This window comes from Pseudomonas sp. MBLB4123, assembly GCF_051904775.1.
GTDB lineage: Bacteria > Pseudomonadota > Gammaproteobacteria > Pseudomonadales > Pseudomonadaceae > Aquipseudomonas > Aquipseudomonas benzenivorans_B.
On record NZ_CP196711.1, the window covers coordinates 3,972,194 to 3,990,000 of the forward strand.

Annotated in this window: 20 protein-coding genes; 11 read left to right on the forward strand and 9 right to left on the reverse strand. The window is 65.8% G+C overall.

Going from position 1 to position 17,807, the window contains the following annotated elements; all coding sequences use genetic code 11:
* Positions 1–10 precede the first annotated feature (10 nt).
* Genes ACSX1C_RS18260 through trpC form a run of 3 tightly spaced genes read left to right on the forward strand, consistent with a single transcriptional unit; the run spans position 11 to position 2,486 of the window.
* A complete protein-coding gene (locus ACSX1C_RS18260) occupies positions 11–607 on the forward strand; it encodes an aminodeoxychorismate/anthranilate synthase component II (RefSeq protein WP_439887340.1) in 597 nt (198 codons plus the stop codon).
* Positions 604–1,653: an anthranilate phosphoribosyltransferase gene (gene trpD, locus ACSX1C_RS18265; protein WP_439887341.1), complete on the forward strand. Its 1,050-nt coding sequence runs from the start codon at positions 604–606 to the stop codon at positions 1,651–1,653. Before ACSX1C_RS18260 ends, trpD begins: the two co-directional genes overlap by 4 nt.
* Positions 1,650–2,486, forward strand: a complete 837-nt coding sequence (gene trpC, locus ACSX1C_RS18270) for an indole-3-glycerol phosphate synthase TrpC (RefSeq protein ID WP_439887342.1) — start codon at positions 1,650–1,652, stop codon at positions 2,484–2,486. The genes trpD and trpC overlap by 4 nt, the downstream gene beginning before the upstream one ends.
* Positions 2,487–2,540: 54 nt before the next feature.
* Here the strand turns inward: trpC and crp are convergent, their stop codons facing one another.
* Positions 2,541–3,185 (reverse strand): cAMP-activated global transcriptional regulator CRP, encoded by a 645-nt coding sequence (gene crp / locus ACSX1C_RS18275; protein WP_318643804.1) that lies wholly within the window; start codon positions 3,183–3,185, stop codon positions 2,541–2,543.
* A gap of 233 nt (positions 3,186–3,418) precedes the next feature.
* On the opposite strand from crp, the gene ACSX1C_RS18280 reads away from it, so the two are divergent.
* Positions 3,419–3,841, forward strand: coding sequence for an OsmC family protein (locus ACSX1C_RS18280; protein ID WP_213641525.1), 423 nt, complete (start codon positions 3,419–3,421; stop codon positions 3,839–3,841).
* A 219-nt stretch (positions 3,842–4,060) separates the two neighbouring features.
* On the forward strand, positions 4,061–4,855 hold the full coding sequence (speD, locus tag ACSX1C_RS18285) for an adenosylmethionine decarboxylase (RefSeq protein WP_213641524.1): 795 nt from the start codon (positions 4,061–4,063) through the stop codon (positions 4,853–4,855).
* Positions 4,856–4,919: 64 nt separating this feature from the next.
* Here speD and coq7 read toward each other — a convergent pair whose 3' ends face one another.
* Together coq7 and ACSX1C_RS18295 are read right to left on the reverse strand one after the other, a co-directional pair.
* Positions 4,920–5,567: a 2-polyprenyl-3-methyl-6-methoxy-1,4-benzoquinone monooxygenase gene (coq7, locus tag ACSX1C_RS18290; RefSeq protein WP_439887343.1), complete on the reverse strand. Its 648-nt coding sequence runs from the start codon at positions 5,565–5,567 to the stop codon at positions 4,920–4,922.
* A gap of 95 nt (positions 5,568–5,662) precedes the next feature.
* Positions 5,663–6,001: a histidine triad nucleotide-binding protein gene (locus ACSX1C_RS18295; RefSeq protein WP_318643802.1), complete on the reverse strand. Its 339-nt coding sequence runs from the start codon at positions 5,999–6,001 to the stop codon at positions 5,663–5,665.
* Between the two features lie 79 nt (positions 6,002–6,080).
* On the opposite strand from ACSX1C_RS18295, the gene ACSX1C_RS18300 reads away from it, so the two are divergent.
* The gene (locus ACSX1C_RS18300) at positions 6,081–7,565 is read left to right on the forward strand and encodes an AAA family ATPase (protein ID WP_439887344.1); all 1,485 of its coding nucleotides are present in this window, start codon (positions 6,081–6,083) and stop codon (positions 7,563–7,565) included.
* 3 nt (positions 7,566–7,568) lie between these two features.
* Here ACSX1C_RS18300 and ACSX1C_RS18305 read toward each other — a convergent pair whose 3' ends face one another.
* From ACSX1C_RS18305 to hemJ, 4 genes are all read right to left on the reverse strand, one after another.
* On the reverse strand, positions 7,569–8,366 hold the full coding sequence (locus ACSX1C_RS18305; protein WP_439887345.1) for an SDR family NAD(P)-dependent oxidoreductase: 798 nt from the start codon (positions 8,364–8,366) through the stop codon (positions 7,569–7,571).
* 127 nt (positions 8,367–8,493) lie between these two features.
* A complete protein-coding gene (locus ACSX1C_RS18310) occupies positions 8,494–9,486 on the reverse strand; it encodes a DUF805 domain-containing protein (RefSeq protein WP_439887346.1) in 993 nt (330 codons plus the stop codon).
* A 145-nt stretch (positions 9,487–9,631) separates the two neighbouring features.
* The gene (locus tag ACSX1C_RS18315) at positions 9,632–10,594 is read right to left on the reverse strand and encodes an NAD(P)H-dependent flavin oxidoreductase (protein WP_439887347.1); all 963 of its coding nucleotides are present in this window, start codon (positions 10,592–10,594) and stop codon (positions 9,632–9,634) included.
* Positions 10,595–10,622: 28 nt separating this feature from the next.
* Positions 10,623–11,051 (reverse strand): protoporphyrinogen oxidase HemJ, encoded by a 429-nt coding sequence (gene hemJ, locus ACSX1C_RS18320; RefSeq protein ID WP_318643797.1) that lies wholly within the window; start codon positions 11,049–11,051, stop codon positions 10,623–10,625.
* Positions 11,052–11,186: 135 nt separating this feature from the next.
* Here hemJ and argC point away from each other — a divergent pair, with 135 nt between their 5' ends.
* From argC to erpA, 4 genes are all read left to right on the forward strand, one after another.
* Positions 11,187–12,221 carry an N-acetyl-gamma-glutamyl-phosphate reductase gene (gene argC / locus ACSX1C_RS18325; RefSeq protein WP_439887348.1) on the forward strand — a complete coding sequence of 345 codons (1,035 nt, stop codon included), beginning with the start codon at positions 11,187–11,189 and terminating at the stop codon, positions 12,219–12,221.
* 47 nt (positions 12,222–12,268) lie between these two features.
* Entirely contained in the window at positions 12,269–12,952 is a 684-nt protein-coding gene (locus ACSX1C_RS18330; RefSeq protein WP_439887349.1) for a DUF6776 family protein, read from the forward strand.
* 9 nt (positions 12,953–12,961) lie between these two features.
* Positions 12,962–13,372 carry a bactofilin family protein gene (locus ACSX1C_RS18335; RefSeq protein ID WP_318643794.1) on the forward strand — a complete coding sequence of 137 codons (411 nt, stop codon included), beginning with the start codon at positions 12,962–12,964 and terminating at the stop codon, positions 13,370–13,372.
* A gap of 77 nt (positions 13,373–13,449) precedes the next feature.
* Entirely contained in the window at positions 13,450–13,800 is a 351-nt protein-coding gene (gene erpA / locus ACSX1C_RS18340; protein WP_318643793.1) for an iron-sulfur cluster insertion protein ErpA, read from the forward strand.
* A gap of 73 nt (positions 13,801–13,873) precedes the next feature.
* Here the strand turns inward: erpA and ACSX1C_RS18345 are convergent, their stop codons facing one another.
* Both ACSX1C_RS18345 and ACSX1C_RS18350 read right to left on the reverse strand, forming a co-directional pair.
* Entirely contained in the window at positions 13,874–14,965 is a 1,092-nt protein-coding gene (locus ACSX1C_RS18345; protein ID WP_439887350.1) for an anhydro-N-acetylmuramic acid kinase, read from the reverse strand.
* Between the two features lie 4 nt (positions 14,966–14,969).
* The gene (locus ACSX1C_RS18350) at positions 14,970–16,391 is read right to left on the reverse strand and encodes a peptidoglycan DD-metalloendopeptidase family protein (protein WP_439887351.1); all 1,422 of its coding nucleotides are present in this window, start codon (positions 16,389–16,391) and stop codon (positions 14,970–14,972) included.
* 208 nt (positions 16,392–16,599) lie between these two features.
* Here ACSX1C_RS18350 and tyrS point away from each other — a divergent pair, with 208 nt between their 5' ends.
* The gene (gene tyrS, locus ACSX1C_RS18355; RefSeq protein WP_439887352.1) at positions 16,600–17,799 is read left to right on the forward strand and encodes a tyrosine--tRNA ligase; all 1,200 of its coding nucleotides are present in this window, start codon (positions 16,600–16,602) and stop codon (positions 17,797–17,799) included.
* Positions 17,800–17,807: the final 8 nt, after the last annotated feature.

Sequence of the window (17,807 nt, forward strand, 5' to 3'; positions counted from 1 at the left end):
GAGTCCTACCATGCTGCTGATGATCGACAACTACGACTCCTTTACCTACAACGTGGTGCAGTACCTCGGCGAGCTGGGGGCGGATGTGCACGTCATCCGCAACGACGAGCTGAGCGTCGTCGAGATCGAGGCGCTGCAACCCGAGCGCATCGTGGTCTCCCCGGGTCCCTGCACGCCGACCGAGGCCGGCGTGTCCCTGGCGGTGATCGAGCATTTTGCCGGCAAGCTGCCGATCCTCGGCGTCTGCCTGGGCCATCAGAGCATCGGCCAGGCCTTCGGCGGCCAGGTGGTGCGCGCGCGCCAGGTGATGCACGGCAAGACCAGCCCGGTGTTCCACGAGCATCTGGGGGTGTTCGCCGGCCTCAACATGCCGCTGACGGTGACCCGCTATCATTCCCTGGTGGTCAGGCACGAGACCCTGCCGGACTGCCTGGAGGTCACCGCCTGGACCCAGCTGGAGGACGGCTCGCTCGACGAGATCATGGGCCTGCGCCACAGAACGTTGAACATCGAGGGCGTGCAGTTCCACCCCGAATCCATCCTCACCGAGCAGGGCCACGAGCTCTTCGCCAACTTCCTCAAGCAACAAGGAGGCGTGCGCCAATGAACATCAAGGAAGCCCTCAATCGGGTGGTCGGCCAGCTCGACCTGTCCACCGAGGAAATGCAGGACGTGATGCGCGAGATCATGACCGGCCAGTGCAGCGACGCACAGATCGGCGCCTTCCTCATGGGCCTGCGCATGAAGAGCGAGAGCATCGACGAGATAGTCGGCGCCGTGTCGGTGATGCGCGAGCTGGCCAGCCACGTGCAGCTGGACAGCCTGGACCATGTGGTCGACGTGGTCGGCACCGGCGGCGACGGGGCGAACATCTTCAATGTGTCGACGGCCGCGAGCTTCGTGGTCGCCGCCGCCGGCGGCAAGGTGGCCAAGCACGGCAACCGCGCGGTGTCCGGCAAGAGCGGCAGCGCCGACCTGCTGGAGGCCGCCGGCATCTACCTCAACCTCAAGCCCGAGCAGGTGGCGCGCTGCATCGACAGCGTTGGCGTCGGCTTCATGTTCGCCCAGGTGCATCACGCGGCGATGAAGCACGCCGCCGGGCCGCGCCGCGAGCTGGGCCTGCGTACCATCTTCAACATGCTCGGCCCGCTGACCAATCCGGCCGGCGTCCGCCACCAGGTGGTCGGCGTGTTCAGTCAGGCCCTGTGCCGGCCCCTGGCCGAGGTGCTCAAGCGCCTGGGCAGCCGGCATATCCTGGTGGTGCACTCGCGCGATGGCCTGGACGAGTTCAGCCTGGCCGCGCCGACCCATGTCGCCGAGCTGAAGGACGGGGTGATCAGCGAGTATCAGGTACAACCCGAGGACCTCGGGCTCAAGAGTCAGAGCCTGATCGGCCTGGCGGTGGAGGGGCCGCAGGCCTCGCTGGCGCTGATCCGCGACGCCCTGAGCAGGCGCGCCACCGAGGCCGGGCAGAAGGCCGCCGACATGATCGTGCTCAATGCCGGCGCGGCGCTCTATGCGGCGGACCTGGCCGGCAGCCTGAAAGAGGGCGTGAGCCTGGCCCACGACGCCCTGCATACCGGCCTGGCCTGGGAGAAGCTGCAGGAACTGGTGTCCTTCACCGCGGTGTTCAAACAGGAGAATGAAGGGTGAGCATCCCAACGGTTCTGGAGAAGATTCTGGCGCGCAAGGTCGAGGAAGTCGCCGCGCGCCGCGCCGTGGTCGGTCTCGCCGAGCTCGAGCGCGAAGCCCGCGGCGCCGATGCCCCCCGCGGCTTCGCCCGGGCGCTGCTGGAGCAGGCCGGGCGCAAGCAGCCGGCGGTGATCGCCGAGATCAAGAAGGCCTCGCCGAGCAAGGGCGTGCTGCGCGAGCACTTCGTGCCGGCCGAGATCGCCCGGAGCTACCAGGCCGGCGGCGCCACCTGCCTGTCGGTGCTGACCGACGTGGACTTCTTCCAGGGCGCCGACCGCTACCTGCAGGAGGCCCGCGGCGCCTGCGCCCTGCCGGTGATCCGCAAGGACTTCATGATCGACCCCTACCAGATAGTCGAGGCCCGGGCCCTGGGCGCCGACTGCGTGCTGCTGATCGTCTCGGCGCTGGCTGACGCACAGATGGCCGAGCTGGCGGCGACCGCCAAGGCCTTCGACCTCGACGTGCTGGTCGAGGTGCACGACGGCGACGAGTTGGAGCGCGCGCTGAAGACCCTGGATACGCCATTGGTGGGGATCAACAACCGCAACCTGCACAGCTTCGAGGTCAGCCTGGAAACCACCCTCGACCTGCTGCCGCGGATTCCCCGCGATCGCCTGGTGGTGACCGAGAGCGGCATCCTCAATCGCGCCGACGTCGAGCTGATGGCGATCAACCAGGTGCATGCCTTCCTGGTCGGCGAGGCCTTCATGCGTGCGGAAAGTCCCGGCGCCGAGCTGGAGCGGCTGTTCTTCCCCGAGCGCAAACGGGTGATTGCCCAGGCCGACGTGGACTGACGGCCAGACATAAAAAAGCCGGCGCATGCGCCGGCTTTTTTATGTGCGCAGCGTTCAGCGCGTGCCGAATACCACCATGGTCTTGCCCTTGACGTGCACCAGGCCCTGTTCCTCCAGGGACTTGAGCACGCGGCCGACCATCTCCCGCGAGCAGCCGACGATGCGGCCGATTTCCTGGCGAGTGATCTTGATCTGCATGCCGTCGGGGTGGGTCATGGCGTCCGGCTGCTTGCACAGGTCGAGTAGGGTGCGGGCCACGCGGCCGGTGACATCGAGGAAGGCCAGGTCGCCTACCTTGCGCGTGGTGGCGCGTAGGCGTTCGGCCATCTGGCTGCCGAGGGCGTAGAGGATGTCCGGGTCCTGTTGGGTCAGTTCGCGGAACTTGGCGTAGCTGAGCTCCGCCACCTCGCATTCGGTTTTCGCCCGCACCCAGGCGCTGCGCTCCTTCTCGGCACCGTCCTTTTCGAACAGGCCCATTTCGCCGAAGAAATCCCCGGCATTGAGGTAGGCGATGATCATCTCGCGGCCGTCGTCGTCCTCGATCAGGATGGTGACCGAGCCCTTGACGATGAAGAACAGGGTTTCGCAGCGGTCGCCCGCGTAGATGATGGTGCTTTTCGCCGTGTAGCGGCGGCGGTGGCAGTGTGCGAGGAGCTTGTCGAGATTCTTGATTTTAGGTGTGAGGGTAATTGCGACCATGCCCGAGTCCCGAAGATAAAAAGGTAAGCCCTTGTCTGACAGGCAATTTCTTATTAGTCATCCGACATCAGTGTGCCAGTAATCCGGCGCCAGCTTAACAGACATGCCATCGCCAGGGCTGAATTTGCGACGCAGCTAACACCTGGTCGGGGAACTTTGCCCGGGCGCCGTGCTATCTGGCGGGCAAAGGCGCTGTGCTAAGCTGCCACCCTTTTAACAGCGGAGGCTTGGTAATGAAAGCGCGCATTCAGTGGGCCGGCGAAGCCCTGTTCCTCGGCGAGTCGGGCAGCGGCCATGCGTTGGTGATGGATGGCCCGCCGGAGAGCGGTGGACGCAACCTGGGGGTGCGCCCGATGGAGATGCTCCTGCTCGGCCTGGGCGGGTGCAGCAATTTCGACGTGGTCAGCATCCTGAAGAAGTCCCGGCAGGCGGTGGAGAGCTGCGAGGCCTTCGTCGAGGCCGAGCGCGCGACCGAGGAGCCCAAGGTGTTCACCAAGATCCATCTGCGTTTCGTGGTCAAGGGCCGCGGCTTGAAGGAGGCCCAGGTCAAGCGCGCGGTCGAGTTGTCGGCGGAAAAGTACTGCTCGGCCTCGATCATGCTCGGCCGTGCCGGCGTCGAGATCAGCCATGCCTATGAAATCGTCGAGTTGGGCTGACATCCTTTCATCATTTTCATCGCCCACACTCTGGCGGCCGAAGGACGCCATCTGCATAATGGCGCCCCATTTTTCGGGGCGTCATAGGTCTCGAACGGATAACCAAAATCGCCAGTGCGAAGAGGTGTTAATCGTCCTACGCGGCTGCGCTCACTGCAGCTGACGGGCATGCTCGATCACGCGGCCTGGCCGCATCCACCAAAGAGAGTTCCAACGGTGATGAAAAGCAAACTCAGGCTCCACGGGTTCAACAACCTGACGAAGACCTTGAGCTTCAACATCTATGACATCTGCTACGCGGAAACCGCGGAAGATCAGCAGGCCTACGTGCAGTACATCGACGAAGAGTACGATGCCGAGCGCCTGACCCAGATTCTCACCGATGTTGTCGACATTATCGGCGCCAATATCCTCAACATCGCCCGCCAGGACTACGATCCCCAAGGCGCCAGCGTGACCATCCTGATTTCCGAGCAACCGGTGGAGCCGACGGAGAGTCAGATCGAGGAGTCGCCCGGCCCGCTGCCCGAGACCATCCTCGCGCACCTGGACAAGAGCCACATCACCGTACACACCTACCCGGAGATCCACCCGGTCGAGGGCATCGCCACCTTCCGCGTGGACATCGATGTGTCCACCTGCGGCCTGATCTCGCCGCTCAAGGCGTTGAACTACCTGATCCATCAGTTCGACTCGGACATCGTCACGGTCGACTACCGGGTGCGCGGCTTCACCCGCGACGTGGACGGCAAGAAGCACTTCATCGATCACGAGATCAACTCGATCCAGAACTACCTCTCCGACGACACCCAGGCGGCGTACCAGATGACCGACGTCAACGTGTACCAGGAGAACCTGTTCCACACCAAGATGTTGCTCAAGGACTTCGACCTGGACAACTACCTGTTCGGTGACGCCACCCGCAACCTGACGCCGGAGCAGCGCCTGCAGGTCGAAGAGCGCCTGCGCCACGAGATGCTGGAGATCTTCTACGCGCGCAATATGCCGCACTGATCACCGCTTGGCTTGAGAGCAAACAAAAAGGGCGCCCTGAGGCGCCCTTTTCGCTTTCTGTGCCCTAGATGCGGTAGGTGCTCTTGGTCATCACCTTGGACAGCAGGGTCATACCGAACTTCACCGGCGCGGGGAAGCGCAGGCCGCCGGCCTCCAGCGCGCTGGTGGCGTGCTGGGCCTCGTCCTCGCGCATCTGCTCGAGGATCGCCCGGGACTTCTCGTCGGCGGGTGGCAGCTGTTGCAGGTGCTCGTCCAGATGCTTGACCACCTGGTCCTCGGTGGCGGCGACGAAGCCCAGGCTGACCCGGTCGCTGATCAGCCCGGCGACCGCGCCGACGCCGAAGGACAGGCCGTAGAACAGCGGGTTGAGCACGCTGGGCTGGCTGCCGAGCTGGCGGATGCGCTGCTCGCACCAGGCCAGGTGGTCGATTTCCTCGTCGGCGGCATGCTCCATGGCGGCGCGCACCTCCGGCAGCTTGGCGGTCAGCGCCTGGCCCTGGTACAGCGCCTGGGCGCAGACTTCGCCGGTGTGGTTGATGCGCATCAGGCCGGCGATATGCCGGGCCTGCTCGGCATCCAGCTCGGTCTCGTTCTGCACGACGGCCGGCGACGGGCGGCTGGGCTGGCCGCTGAAGGGCAGCAGGGTGCGCAGGGCCATGTCGGCCTGCAGCAGCAGGCGGTCGACGGGCGAATAGTGACGATCGTTGGTCATCGGGGCCTCCGGCGTGGGCAACGCGGGGCAGTTTACCCCATTGGCCGGGCGCAGGCCGCAGGCGGATCGTCGCAGCCGGCTGGGCCTGGGGCGAATCAGCCTGGCGGCCAGTGCATCGGCCGTTGGCCGAGCACGTGCATATGGATGTGGAACACGCTCTGGCCGGCCTGGGCCTCGCAGTTCATCACCAGGCGGAAGCCTTCCTCGCAGCCCTGCTCGCGGGCCAGGCGCTGGGCGGTGAAGACCAGGTGGCCGAGCAGGGGCTTGTCCGCCTCCTCGAGGTCCTTGAGGGTGCGGATGTGCTGCTTCGGGATCACCAGGAAGTGTACCGGTGCCTGGGGGCCGATATCGTGAAAGGCGAACAGCTGGTCGTCTTCATAGAGCTTGCGCGCGGGTATCTCCCCGGCGACGATCTTGCAGAACAGACAGTCCATGGGGCAGTCTCCCGGCCCGTTTGATGTAATCCGAGTTTAACCAGGCAGTTTTGCCTCGGCCAGTGCACAAGGAGCCTGAGTGAAGAACGATATTCATGACCTGGGATTGGTGCTCGATTCCAAGGTCAAGCTGATCCTCATCGAGTCCTGGGACGAACCGCGGGTGCTGGAGACCCTGACCGGCCTGGCCGTCAAGCGCGGCCTGGGGCTGCACACCTGGTCGGTGACCGAAGGCCTGCAGCGTCTGGGCTTCGGCGGCGAGACGTTGGGCGAAGGCGCGACACAGGAGCCGGAGGCCGCATTGCGGCTGATCAAGGCCGACCCGCAGCCGAACCTGTATGTGATGTGCGACCTGCACCCCTTTCTCGATGACAATCCCAAGTTGGTGCGCCTGCTCAAGGAAATCGCTCTCGGCAGCGGCCTGCACAAGCCGACCCTGGTGCTGGTCTCCCACGCCTGCAAATTGCCGCCGGAGGTGCAGCGCCACGCCGCCCGCTTCAGCCTGGCGCTGCCGTCCGAGGACGAGCTGCTGAGTATCGTGCGCGAGGAGGCGGCGCGCTGGAGCGAGCAGAACCGCAACGCCCGGGTGCGCACCGACAACCGGACCCTGCAGCAGGTGGTGAAGAACCTGCGGGGCCTGAGCCATGGCGAGGCCCGTAGCCTGGCGCGCAACCTGATCTGCGACGACGGCGCCATCACCCAGGAGGACCTGCCGGAGCTGAACAAGGCCAAGTTCCAACTGCTCGACCTGGAGGGCGTACTGAGCTTCGAGTACGACACCGCCCGCTTCGCCGAGGTCGGCGGGCTGGCGAACCTCAAGCGCTGGCTGGGCGAGCGCCAGGGCGTCTTTATCGAGGGGCGCGGCGTCGACCTGCCCAAGGGCGTGCTGCTGGTCGGCGTGCAGGGCGGCGGCAAGAGCCTGGCGGCCAAGGCGGTGGCCGGGATGTGGGGCTTGCCGCTGCTGCGCCTGGATTTCGCCTGCCTGTACAACAAGTTCTTCGGCGAGACCGAACGCAACCTGCGCGAGGCGCTCAAACTGGCCGAGCAGATGGCGCCCTGCGTGTTATGGATGGACGAGGTCGAGAAGGGGCTGGCCAGTGGCGACCACGACGGCGGCGTCAGTCAGCGCGTGCTCGGCACCCTGCTGACCTGGATGGCCGAGCGCAAGGCCCCGGTGTTCATGGTCGCCACCGCCAACGCCATCGACCGCCTGCCGCCGGAGCTGGTGCGCAAGGGGCGTTTCGACGAGCTGTTCTTCGTCGACCTGCCCGATGCGGCGGTGCGTGCGGAGATCTTCCGCATCCACCTGGGCCGTCGCGAGCTGGACGCCAGTGGTTTCGACCTGGACCTGTTGGCGGTGGCCAGCGAGGGGTTTGCCGGGGCCGAGATCGAGCAGGTGGTGGTCAGCGCCCTGTATGCCGCCCAGGCGCAGCAGCAGGCGGTCGATCAGCTCCTGCTGCTACAGGCCATCCAGGGTACCGCACCCTTGTCGGTAGTGATGGCCGAGGGTCTCGCCGCGCTGCGGGCCTGGGCCAGCGGCCGCACGGTCAATGCCAACGGCTGAGGCTTAGGCGCGCGCGCCACGCAGGAAGCGGCGGTTGATGCGTGCCGTGACCAGGCGCACCAGTCCGCGTGGCGCCAGGCGCGGCAACCGGGCCAGCAGGCGGTTGCGCCAGCCGGGGATGATGAGCGCGCGCTTCTTCTCCAGGGCGCGGACGGTGTGCAGGGCCAGTTCCTCGGCGCTCATCAGCAGCTTGCCGCCTTCCAGTGGGCGGCTGTCGAGCCCGGCGTTGCGGAAGAAGGCGCTGCGGGTCGGCCCCGGGCAGAGCACCGAGACGCTGACGCCGCGTGGCTTGAGCTCTTCGCGCAGGGCCTCGGAGAAATGCAGCACGTAGGCCTTGCTCGCGTAGTAGTTGCTCATCCAGGCGCCCGGCTGGAACCCGGCGAGCGAGGCGACATTGAGGATCTGTCCACCGCCCTGGTCGACCATGGCATGGCCGATGGCATGGCAGAGGCGGGCCAGGGCGAGGACGTTCACCTCGATCAGCTGCTGCTCGCGGCTCCAGTCCTGCTCGACGAAGGCGCCCGAGGTGCCCAGGCCGGCGTTGTTCACCAGCAGGTCGATGCGGCGGCCGCTCTGCTCCAGTTCATGCAGCAAGCCGGAGACCTGCAGTGGCTGGCTCAGGTCGCAGGTGCGGAACAGCACCTCCACGGCGAAGCGCTGGCTCAGTTCCTGGGCGATGCTCTCCAGCGCCGCGCGCCGGCGGGCCACCAGGATCAGGTTGCGCCCGCGACGCGCCAGGGCCTCGGCCAGCGCCAGGCCGATGCCGCTGGAGGCGCCAGTGATCAGGGCATAACGGGGCATCGGCTGTTCTCCGGGAGGGGGCGGGCGGTTTTGACCACGGCGCTGGCGCCGGGTTGCCTGGGCGGCCGCTATATTATCGCCGCCCAGGGAGGGCGCCAGCAAAGAGTGCGGGCGCCGAGGCGGGCGGTCAGGGTGCCGGTGTGTCCAGGGCGCCCAGTTCGAGGCCGCTCAGGGCCAGGCCGAGCATGGCGAAGCCGCCGAGGAACAGGGCCAGCAGGCTGCCGATCAGCAGGGTGAGGAACAGGCCGGCGAGCACCTTGACCGCGAGGCTGTTGGCCGGTGGCGGTGGGCCGTAACGGTTGGCGCCGGTGCTGCCCGGGACCACCAGCATCAGGATCCAGAACAGGCTGTTGACGATGGGCACGAGGTTCAGCAACAGGAGCCAGGCACTCCAGCCGATGTCGTGCAGGCGTTGCGCGCCGATCTGCACGCTGACCACCAGCATGCCGAGCACCACGCCGATGGCGAGCAGGCCGCCGAGGATGTCGGAAATGCTGGCGGCGATGGCCACCACGGCCATGACTCCGGCGAAGGCCAACGTCAGTACCAGCGACCAGGCCAGGTAACGCAGGCGGCCGATGCGGCCGTCGAGGGTGAAGACATTCAATTCGCCGACCGGCGGCAAGGCTTCGGCCACCTTGGCCTGCGGCGTGGCATAGGGGCTGTTGGCCGCGGCCTCAGCAGGAACCACAGGCGCCGCCGGCGCGGCGCTCTGCTGTTCGGCGAGCGAGGCCTGGCGGGCCAGGTACTTGGCGATGACGATGCCGCAAGCCATGCACTCGGCGGCCTTGGGCTGTTGCTGGCCGCATTTCGGGCAGCTCATGTGGGCGGGCTCGGCGGCCGCGCTGGTCGGCGTATCGATCTCAACCAGGCTCAGGCTGGCGCCCGGGTCGGGCTCCTTGCGCGCCCTGGCGCCGGCGCGATGCAGGGCGGCGAGGTACTGATCGGCCTCGCTTTCCTGCAGGTTGCGCTTGATGGCGATGGTGCTGCCGCTGAACAGGCTGTTGATCCGCGTACGATCACTCTTGAACAGGCGAGCGAGATTGTCTTTGGCGGTCTCCAGTGCCACCTCGGGCATCAGTTCGCCGTCGAAGACGATCTTGAAGCGGGCTTGGGTCATGTGAGCTTCCTTGTCGTTATCAGAGAGAAGAGGCGCCACTGGTGTGAGGCGGGCGGGCCGCTAACCAAGCAGCCTAGAGCAGAGTCTGTGCCGCTGCCTGGCGCCTTGTAGCAGAGGTCTGGGCGAGCAGACGGCCGGCGCCGCCTCAACCGGGGCGGCGCGGTTGCAGCTGCTGCGCCTGGCGATGGGCCACACGGTACTCATGGTCCAGGCGCGTGACCAGTGCCTCGACCGTCGGCAGGTCGGCGATAGTGCCGACCCCCTGGCCGGCCGACCACACGGTCTTCCAGGCCCTGGCTTCGTCGTCGACCGGCTTGAGCTTCTCGCCGTAGTCGATCTCGCCCCGGTTGCGCAGCCGCGCCATATCGTAGCCGGCCTGCTCCAGGCTCTGGCGCATGAAACTGGCCGGTACCCCCGACACCGCCGGGGTATGGATGATGTCGGCGGCCTGGGCGTCGAGGATCATCTGCTTGTAGTCCGCGCTGGCGCCGTTCTCGTGGGTGGCGATAAAGCGCGTGCCGAGGTAGGCCAGGTCGGCGCCGAGCAGCTGGGCCGCGAGAATCTCGTGGCCATGGTTGAGGCAGCCGGCGAGCAGCAGGGTCTTGTCGAAGAACTGGCGGATCTCGGCGATCAGGGCGAATGGGCTCCAGGTGCCGGCATGCCCACCGGCGCCCGCGGCCACCGCGATCAGGCCATCGACCCCCGCGGCGGCGGCCTTCTCCGCATGGCGCCGAGTGGTCACGTCGTGAAACACCAGGCCGCCGTAACTGTGTACCGCGTCGACCACCTCCTTCACCGCGCCGAGGCTGGTGATGACGATGGGTACCCGCTGTTCGACACAGATCGCCAGATCGGCCTGCAGGCGCGGGTTGCTGCCGTGCACGATCAAGTTGACCGCATAGGGGGCGGCGGTTTCGTCCAGGCCGCCGGCGATCTCTTCCAGCCAGCCCCGCAAGCCGCTGCTCTCGCGCTGGTTCAGCGCCGGAAAGCTGCCGACTATGCCGCTGCGGCAGCAGGCCAGCACCAGGGCAGGGTTGGACACCAGGAACATGGGCGCGGCGACCACCGGCAGGCGCAGGCGCTGTTCGAGCAGGGCGGGCAAGGGCATGGCGACACCTTAGGGCTGAGGAGTGGAGTCAGAACGGGCGGACCACCACCAGCACGACGATGGCGACCAGCAACAGCACCGGTGCCTCGTTGAACCAGCGGTAGAACACATGGCTGCGGCGGTTCTCGCCGCGGGCGAAGCGCTTGAGCTGGGCGCCGCAGACATGGTGGTAGCCGATCAGCAGGACCACCAGGGCGAGCTTGGCGTGGATCCAGCCCTGGGCGAAATAGGCGCCGGCGTTGAGGCTCAGCAGCCAGATGCCGAACACCAGGGTGGCGACCATCGACGGCAGCATGATGCCGCGGTACAGCTTGCGCTCCATCACGCAGAAACGTTCGCGGCTGGCGTCGTCCTCGCTCATGGCGTGGTAGACGAACAGACGTGGCAGGTAGAACAGCCCGGCGAACCAGCAGACCATGGCGATGATGTGCAGGGCCTTGAGCCACAGATAGAGCATGCTTATAGCCTCGAGAAATAAACAGCCCAGATAGTAGAGGTCGTCGTCGCCTGAGTCACCCGCGGCGGTTGGCCCCTGGCCGATGCGGCTTTATCATCGGCAGCTTTCCAATGGCTTTTTCGCAAGGGGCAAGTGATGGTCAAGGTCGGTATCGTCGGCGGCACGGGGTACACCGGGGTCGAGCTGTTACGTCTGCTGGCGCAGCACCCGCAGGCACGCGTCGAGGTCATCACGTCGCGCTCCGAGGCCGGCGTGCGGGTCGACGAGATGTACCCGAATCTGCGCGGCCACTACCCGCATCTGGCCTTCAGCGTGCCGGACGTGAAGACCCTGGGCGCCTGCGACGTGGTGTTCTTCGCCACGCCCCATGGCGTGGCCCACGCCCTGGCCGGCGAGCTGCTGGCGGCCGGAACCAAGGTCATCGACCTGTCCGCCGACTTCCGCCTGCAGGATGCCGTGGAGTGGGCCAAGTGGTACGGCCAGCCCCATGGCGCGCCGGACCTGTTGCCCGAGGCGGTGTACGGCCTGCCGGAAGTCAACCGCGAGGCGATCAAGCAGGCGCGGCTGATCGCCGTGCCGGGCTGCTACCCGACCGCCGCCCAGCTCGGCCTGATTCCGCTGCTGGAGGCCGGCCTGGCTGATGCCTCGACGCTGATCGCCGACTGCAAGTCCGGGGTCAGTGGCGCCGGCCGGGGCGCCAGCGTCGGCTCGCTGTTCAGCGAGGCCGGCGAGAGCATGAAGGCCTACGGGGTCAAGGGTCACCGCCATCTGCCGGAGATCCGCCAGGGCCTGCGCCGCGCGGCCGGCGGCGAGGTGGGGCTGACCTTCGTGCCGCACCTGACGCCGATGATCCGCGGCATCCACGCGACCCTGTACGCCACCGTGGTGGATCGCTCGGTCGACCTGCAGGCGCTGTACGAGCAGCGCTACGCCGACGAGCCCTTCGTCGACGTGATGCCGGCCGGCAGCCATCCGGAAACCCGCAGCGTGCGCGGTGCCAACGTCTGCCGTATCGCCGTGCACCGGCCGCAGGACGGCGACCTGGTGGTGGTGCTGTCGGTGATCGACAACCTGGTCAAGGGCGCCTCCGGCCAGGCCCTGCAGAACATGAACATCCTCTTCGACCTGGACGAGCGCCTCGGTCTGGCGCACGCGGCCCTGTTGCCCTGATGGCCGGTTGGGAGGTCCGCCCGAGCGCCCCCCGTCGCGCCGGGTGGGTGCGCCTGACCCTGTTGCTGCTGATCCTAGCGGTGCCCGCCGCCTTCTATGGCGGTGCCTGGTGGCAGGCCCGCAGCACTCAGGTCTTCATGGCCGAGCACAAGGCATTGCAGGCCCGTCTGGGCGAGCAGGCGCGTGAAATCGATCAGCTCCGGCAGAGCCTGGCACTGGCCAGCAGCGGGGAGAAGGTCGCCCAGCAGGCCAACGAACAGAACCGCCTGACCATCAAGCTGCTCGAGGAGCAGATATTCAAGCAGCAGCAGGACCTGGCCTTCTACAAGGGGGTGCTGGCGCCGGCCAGCCGTCGCGAAGGGCTGCGCATTCGCGCCTTTGAGTTGCAGGCCACGGACAGGCCGCGACATTTCCGCTACAAACTGCTGCTCAGCCGGGTGGGCAAGGATGACAAGCCGTTGCAGGGCCAGTTGCGGGTGACCGTGGAAGGGCGGCAGGGCGGCAAGGATGTCAGTCTGGAGTTGGCGGCCCTGACCCAGGGCCTGCCCGACCCGTTGAGCGAGCAGGTGATCGCCTTCACCTTCAAGCACTTCCAGGCGATCCCCGAGGCGGGACGCTTCGCCGAGCTGAAGTTACCTGAGGGCTTCGAGCCGCGTCAGGTCAGGGTGCGCGCCGAAGTCAAAGGCGAGAAGCCCTTGGAGCGTACATTCAAATGGATCGAAGAAGAGTAAGAATCCCCGATGTGGAGTAAAGACAAGAGCAAGACCGACCTGCAGCGCTTCAGCGGCAAGACCAGCCTGATTGCCACGGGGGCCGAGCTCTGCGGCGACCTGCGCTTTCAGGGGGCGGTGCAGATAGACGGGCGCATGAACGGCAATGTGCAGACCGGCGACGGCATGGTGCGGGTCAGTGTCGAGGGGCAGGTTGAAGGTGAGATCCGCGCCCCCCATATAGTGATAGACGGCGAGGTGATCGGCGACGTGCACGCCAGCGAGCATCTGGAGCTCGGTGCCCGGGCGCGGGTGCGCGGCAACCTCTATTACGGCCTGATGGAGATGGCCATGGGCGCGCAGATCGAGGGGCGCCTGTGTCACCTCAAGGACGGGCAGCGACCGTTGGAGCTGCCGGAGAGCCTGGACCTCGCACAATAGTTGACCGCTTTTCTGGGGTAAGCGGATAATGCAGGGCCTCAACGCAGTAGGGCGCTTGGCGCCGGGAGAAAGTCAGCATGAGCGTCGAAACCTTCACCCCCACAGCTTTGCTGTTCACCGAAGGCGCAGCGAGCAAGGTGAAGAGCCTGGTCGATGAAGAGGGCAATCCGCGCCTCAAGTTGCGCGTATTCGTCACGGGGGGCGGCTGTTCCGGCTTCCAGTACGGTTTCACCTTCGACGAGGACGTGGCCGAAGACGACACCATCGTCGAACGCGAAGGCGTGAGCCTGGTGGTCGACCCGATGAGCTTCCAGTATCTCGCCGGTGCCGAGGTGGACTATCAGGAAGGCCTCGAGGGTTCGCGTTTCGTGATCAAGAACCCCAATGCCACCACCACCTGCGGTTGCGGCTCGTCCTTCTCGATCTGATCGGGTTGCACTGCTGTACTCGAAGCGCCGTGCCTTGTGCACGGCGTTGTCGTTTCTGGGCTTTGCCGGCGCCTCAGGCGGGATAGATGGCGCCGAGCACCCGCAGCCCGCGGGCGCCGGTGACGCTCGGGCGGTTGGCCGGGATGCCTTCCAGGCAGCAGTGGGCCAGCCAGGCGAAGGCCATGGCCTCGACCCAGTCGGCGGGCACGCCATGGGCCTCGGTGCTGCTGACCAGGCTGCCGGGCAACAGCTCGGCCAGGCGTGCCATCAGGGTACGGTTGTGAGCGCCGCCGCCGCACACCAGTAGTGCATCGGTGTGCTGCTGGGCCGTGGTCAGTGCACCGATTATGCTCGCGGCGGTCAGCTCCAGTAGCGTGGCCTGCACGTCCTCCGCGGCGTAGTGCGGCAGTCGGCTCAGCCGCTCGTCGAGCCAGGTCAGGTTGAACAGCTCACGACCGGTGCTCTTCGGTCCCCGGGTCTGGAAAAACGGATCGCTCAACAAGGCCTGCAGCAGTTCCGTCTGTACCTTCCCGCTTGCCGCCCAGGCCCCGTCCCGGTCGTAACCGACGCCCCGGTGGCGCTGGATCCAGGCGTCCATCAGCACATTGCCGGGTCCGCAGTCGAAACCGCGCACAGGCTGTCCAGGCTCCAGCAGGCTGAGGTTGCTGAATCCGCCGAGGTTCAGTACGGCGCGGCGGTGGCCCGGAGCGCCGAACAGGGCCTCATGGAAGGCCGGCACCAGCGGCGCGCCCTGCCCACCGGCCGCCACGTCGCGGCGGCGGAAGTCGCCGACCACGCAGATGCCGGTCAGCTCGGCGAGCAGGGCGGGGTTGCCGAGCTGGATGCTGAAGCCGCGCGCCGGTTCGTGGCGCACCGTCTGGCCGTGGCTGCCGATGGCGCGGATCGACTCGGGACTGAGGTCGTGTTGGCGCAGGAGGGCGGCGATGCCCTGGGCGGCGAGCTCGACCCAGCGCTGTTCGGCCATCGCCGCGCGCGCCAGCTCGTCGGGGCCGGGGGCGCACAACGCCAGGAGTTCGGCGCGCAGCGCCTCCGGCATGGGCAGGTAATGGGTGGCGAGCAGCCGGGTGCTGTCGGTCTGCTCGATCAGGGCGATGTCCATGCCGTCCAGGCTGGTGCCGGACATCACCCCGAGATAGTGCGGCATCGCTTCAGCGCTTGTTGAGGGCGAGCAGGGTGGAACGTTCCTGGTCCATTCGCGCCATCAGTGGCTTGCTCAGCTGCAGGAAACGCTGCTTTTCGTTGCGGGCGATGGGGTCGGCCATCGGCAGTTTCTGGCTCAGCGGGTCGACGTGGGTGCCGTTGACCTGGAACTCGTAGTGCAGGTGCGGTCCCGTGGACAGGCCGGTGGTGCCGATGTAGCCGATGATCTGTCCCTGCTTGACACTGCCGCCGGTGCGGATGCCCTTGGCGAAACCCTGCATGTGCGCATACAGCGTGCGGTAGCGGCTGCCGTGCTGGATCACCACGGTATTGCCGTAGCCGCCCTTGCGTCCGGCCAGGGCGATCTTGCCGTCGCCGGCCGCCTTGATCGGCGTGCCGCGCGGTGCGGCGTAGTCGACCCCCTTGTGGGCGCGGATCTTGTTGAGGATCGGGTGGCGGCGGCCGTTGGAGAAGCGCGAGCTGATGCGGGCGAAATCCACGGGGGTGCGGATGAAGGCCTTGCGCATGCTGGTACCATCGGCGCCGTAATAGCTGGTGTTGCCTTGCTTGTCGGTATAGCGCACCGCGGTGAAGGTCTTGCCGCGGTTGGTGAAGCGCGCCGAGAGAATGTCGCCGCTGCCGACCTTCTTGCCCTCGACCACTTTCTCTTCGTAGAGCAGTTCGAACTCGTCGCCTTCGCGAATATCCATGGCAAAGTCGATGTCGTAGCCGAAGATATTGGCCAGGTCCATGGTGAGACCGTGCGACAGGCCGGCGCGTTTGGCGGCCAGGAACAGCGAGCTGTTGATCACGCCGTGGGCATAGGCCGAGCGCACTTGCGGTTTGACCAGCTCGCGCTTGAAGGCGAAGCCCTTGTCGGTCTTGCTCAGACTGATGCTTTCCAGGTCGCTCAGTTTGCTGCGCAGGCTTTCAAGCTGCCCATCCGCGGTCAATTGGAAATCGAGTTCCTGGCCGACCTTGAGGCGGCTGAAGCGCTTGGCGTCCTTGCTGCTGTTCAGCACGTCGTGCAGGGCATTGGCAGACAGCCCGACCTTGGCGAAGACCGTGGACAGCGTGTCACCATTGGCGACGCGGATGGTTTTCTGGAGAGGGTTGGCCGGGGAGGCGGTTTCTTCGGCGACTACGGACTTTTCTTCTTCTGTGGCCGCGGCTCCTTCGGCGGCGCTATCGATCTTGGCAAACGGCGAGTCGGCACCATCTGCGCTTCGGTCGCCTGGTCGCAGGTCATCTTTCTGCTGCACCACCAGTTCGGAGCTGCTGTCGAGCTCGAGGTTGAGATAGGTCCGCTTGGCTTCTACTTCCCGCGAGGGGAACACCAGCAGCGCCAGGCTGAGCATCGCGGCGACGCCGCTCGCCGCCAGAATGTGACTTTTGGGGTACAGGGGAGGCGCTGTTCTTGTAGGGGTCATAGGCTGCTTTGGCTTTAAATAGATGAAGAGATGAAAAAAGCAATGAATATGCAGTAACTGTATAAAATATAACCAAATCGTCTGTAAGGCAACCTTGATGCTGCTTGCGCAGGCGCGGCTGATGGTCGGCGCTGGGCAAAACTTGTCATTTGTCCGCGATCTTGTATGGTTGGTTCCCTTTGGTTTTTGAGTGGTCGTGAGTTCTGTCATGAAGTCGGTCGAAGAGCAGCTGGCGCTGATCAAGCGTGGCGCGGAAGAGGTCCTGGTTGAGTCCGAGCTGGTCGAAAAGCTCAAGCGCGGTCAGCCGCTGCGCATCAAGGCGGGCTTCGACCCGACGGCGCCGGACCTGCATCTCGGGCATACGGTGCTGATCAACAAGCTGCGCCAGTTTCAGGAGCTGGGGCACCAGGTCATCTTCCTGATCGGTGACTTCACCGGGATGATCGGCGATCCGAGCGGCAAGAGCGCGACCCGTCCGCCTCTGACCCGCGAGCAGGTGCTGGAAAACGCCGAGACCTATAAGTCGCAGGTGTTCAAGATTCTCGATCCGGCCAAGACCGAGGTGGCGTTCAACTCCACTTGGATGGATCAGTTGACGCCGGCCGACTTCATTCGACTGGCTTCGCAGTACACCGTGGCGCGGATGCTCGAGCGTGACGACTTCAACAAGCGCTACTCGACCAATCAGCCCATTGCCATCCATGAGTTCCTCTATCCCCTGGTTCAGGGTTATGACTCGGTGGCGCTGCGTGCCGATGTCGAGTTGGGCGGCACCGACCAGAAGTTCAATCTGCTGATGGGGCGCGAGCTGCAGCGCGCCTATGGTCAGGCGTCTCAATGCGTCGTCACCATGCCGCTGCTCGAGGGGCTCGATGGCGTCAAGAAGATGTCCAAGTCCCTGGGTAACTATGTGGGCATTCAGGAGGCGCCGGGCGTGATGTACAGCAAGCTGGTGTCCATTCCCGATGTGCTCATGTGGCGTTACTTCGAGCTGCTCAGCTTCCGCTCCATGGGGGAGATCGAGCAGTTCAAGCTTGATGTCGAGCAGGGGGCTAATCCGCGCGATATCAAGATCAAACTGGCCGAAGAGATCGTTGCACGCTTCCATGGGGAGGAGGCGGCCGCCAGCGCGCACCGCTCCGCAGGCAATCGCATGAAGGATGGCGAACTGCCCGAGGATCTGCCGGAGATCGAGTTGGCTGCCGCCGAAGACATGCCGATCGCGGCGCTGCTCAACAAGGCCGGCCTGGTCAAGAATGCCGCGATGGCGCGTGACCTGCTCGGCTCCGGCTCTGTGCGCGTCGATGGCGAGGTGGTCGATCGTTCCTTTGTTTATAAGCTTGGGGCGAGCCATGTCTGTCAGGCGGGGAAGAAGGCTTTCGCGCGCATCACACTCAAGGCTGAATAGTCTTTTTA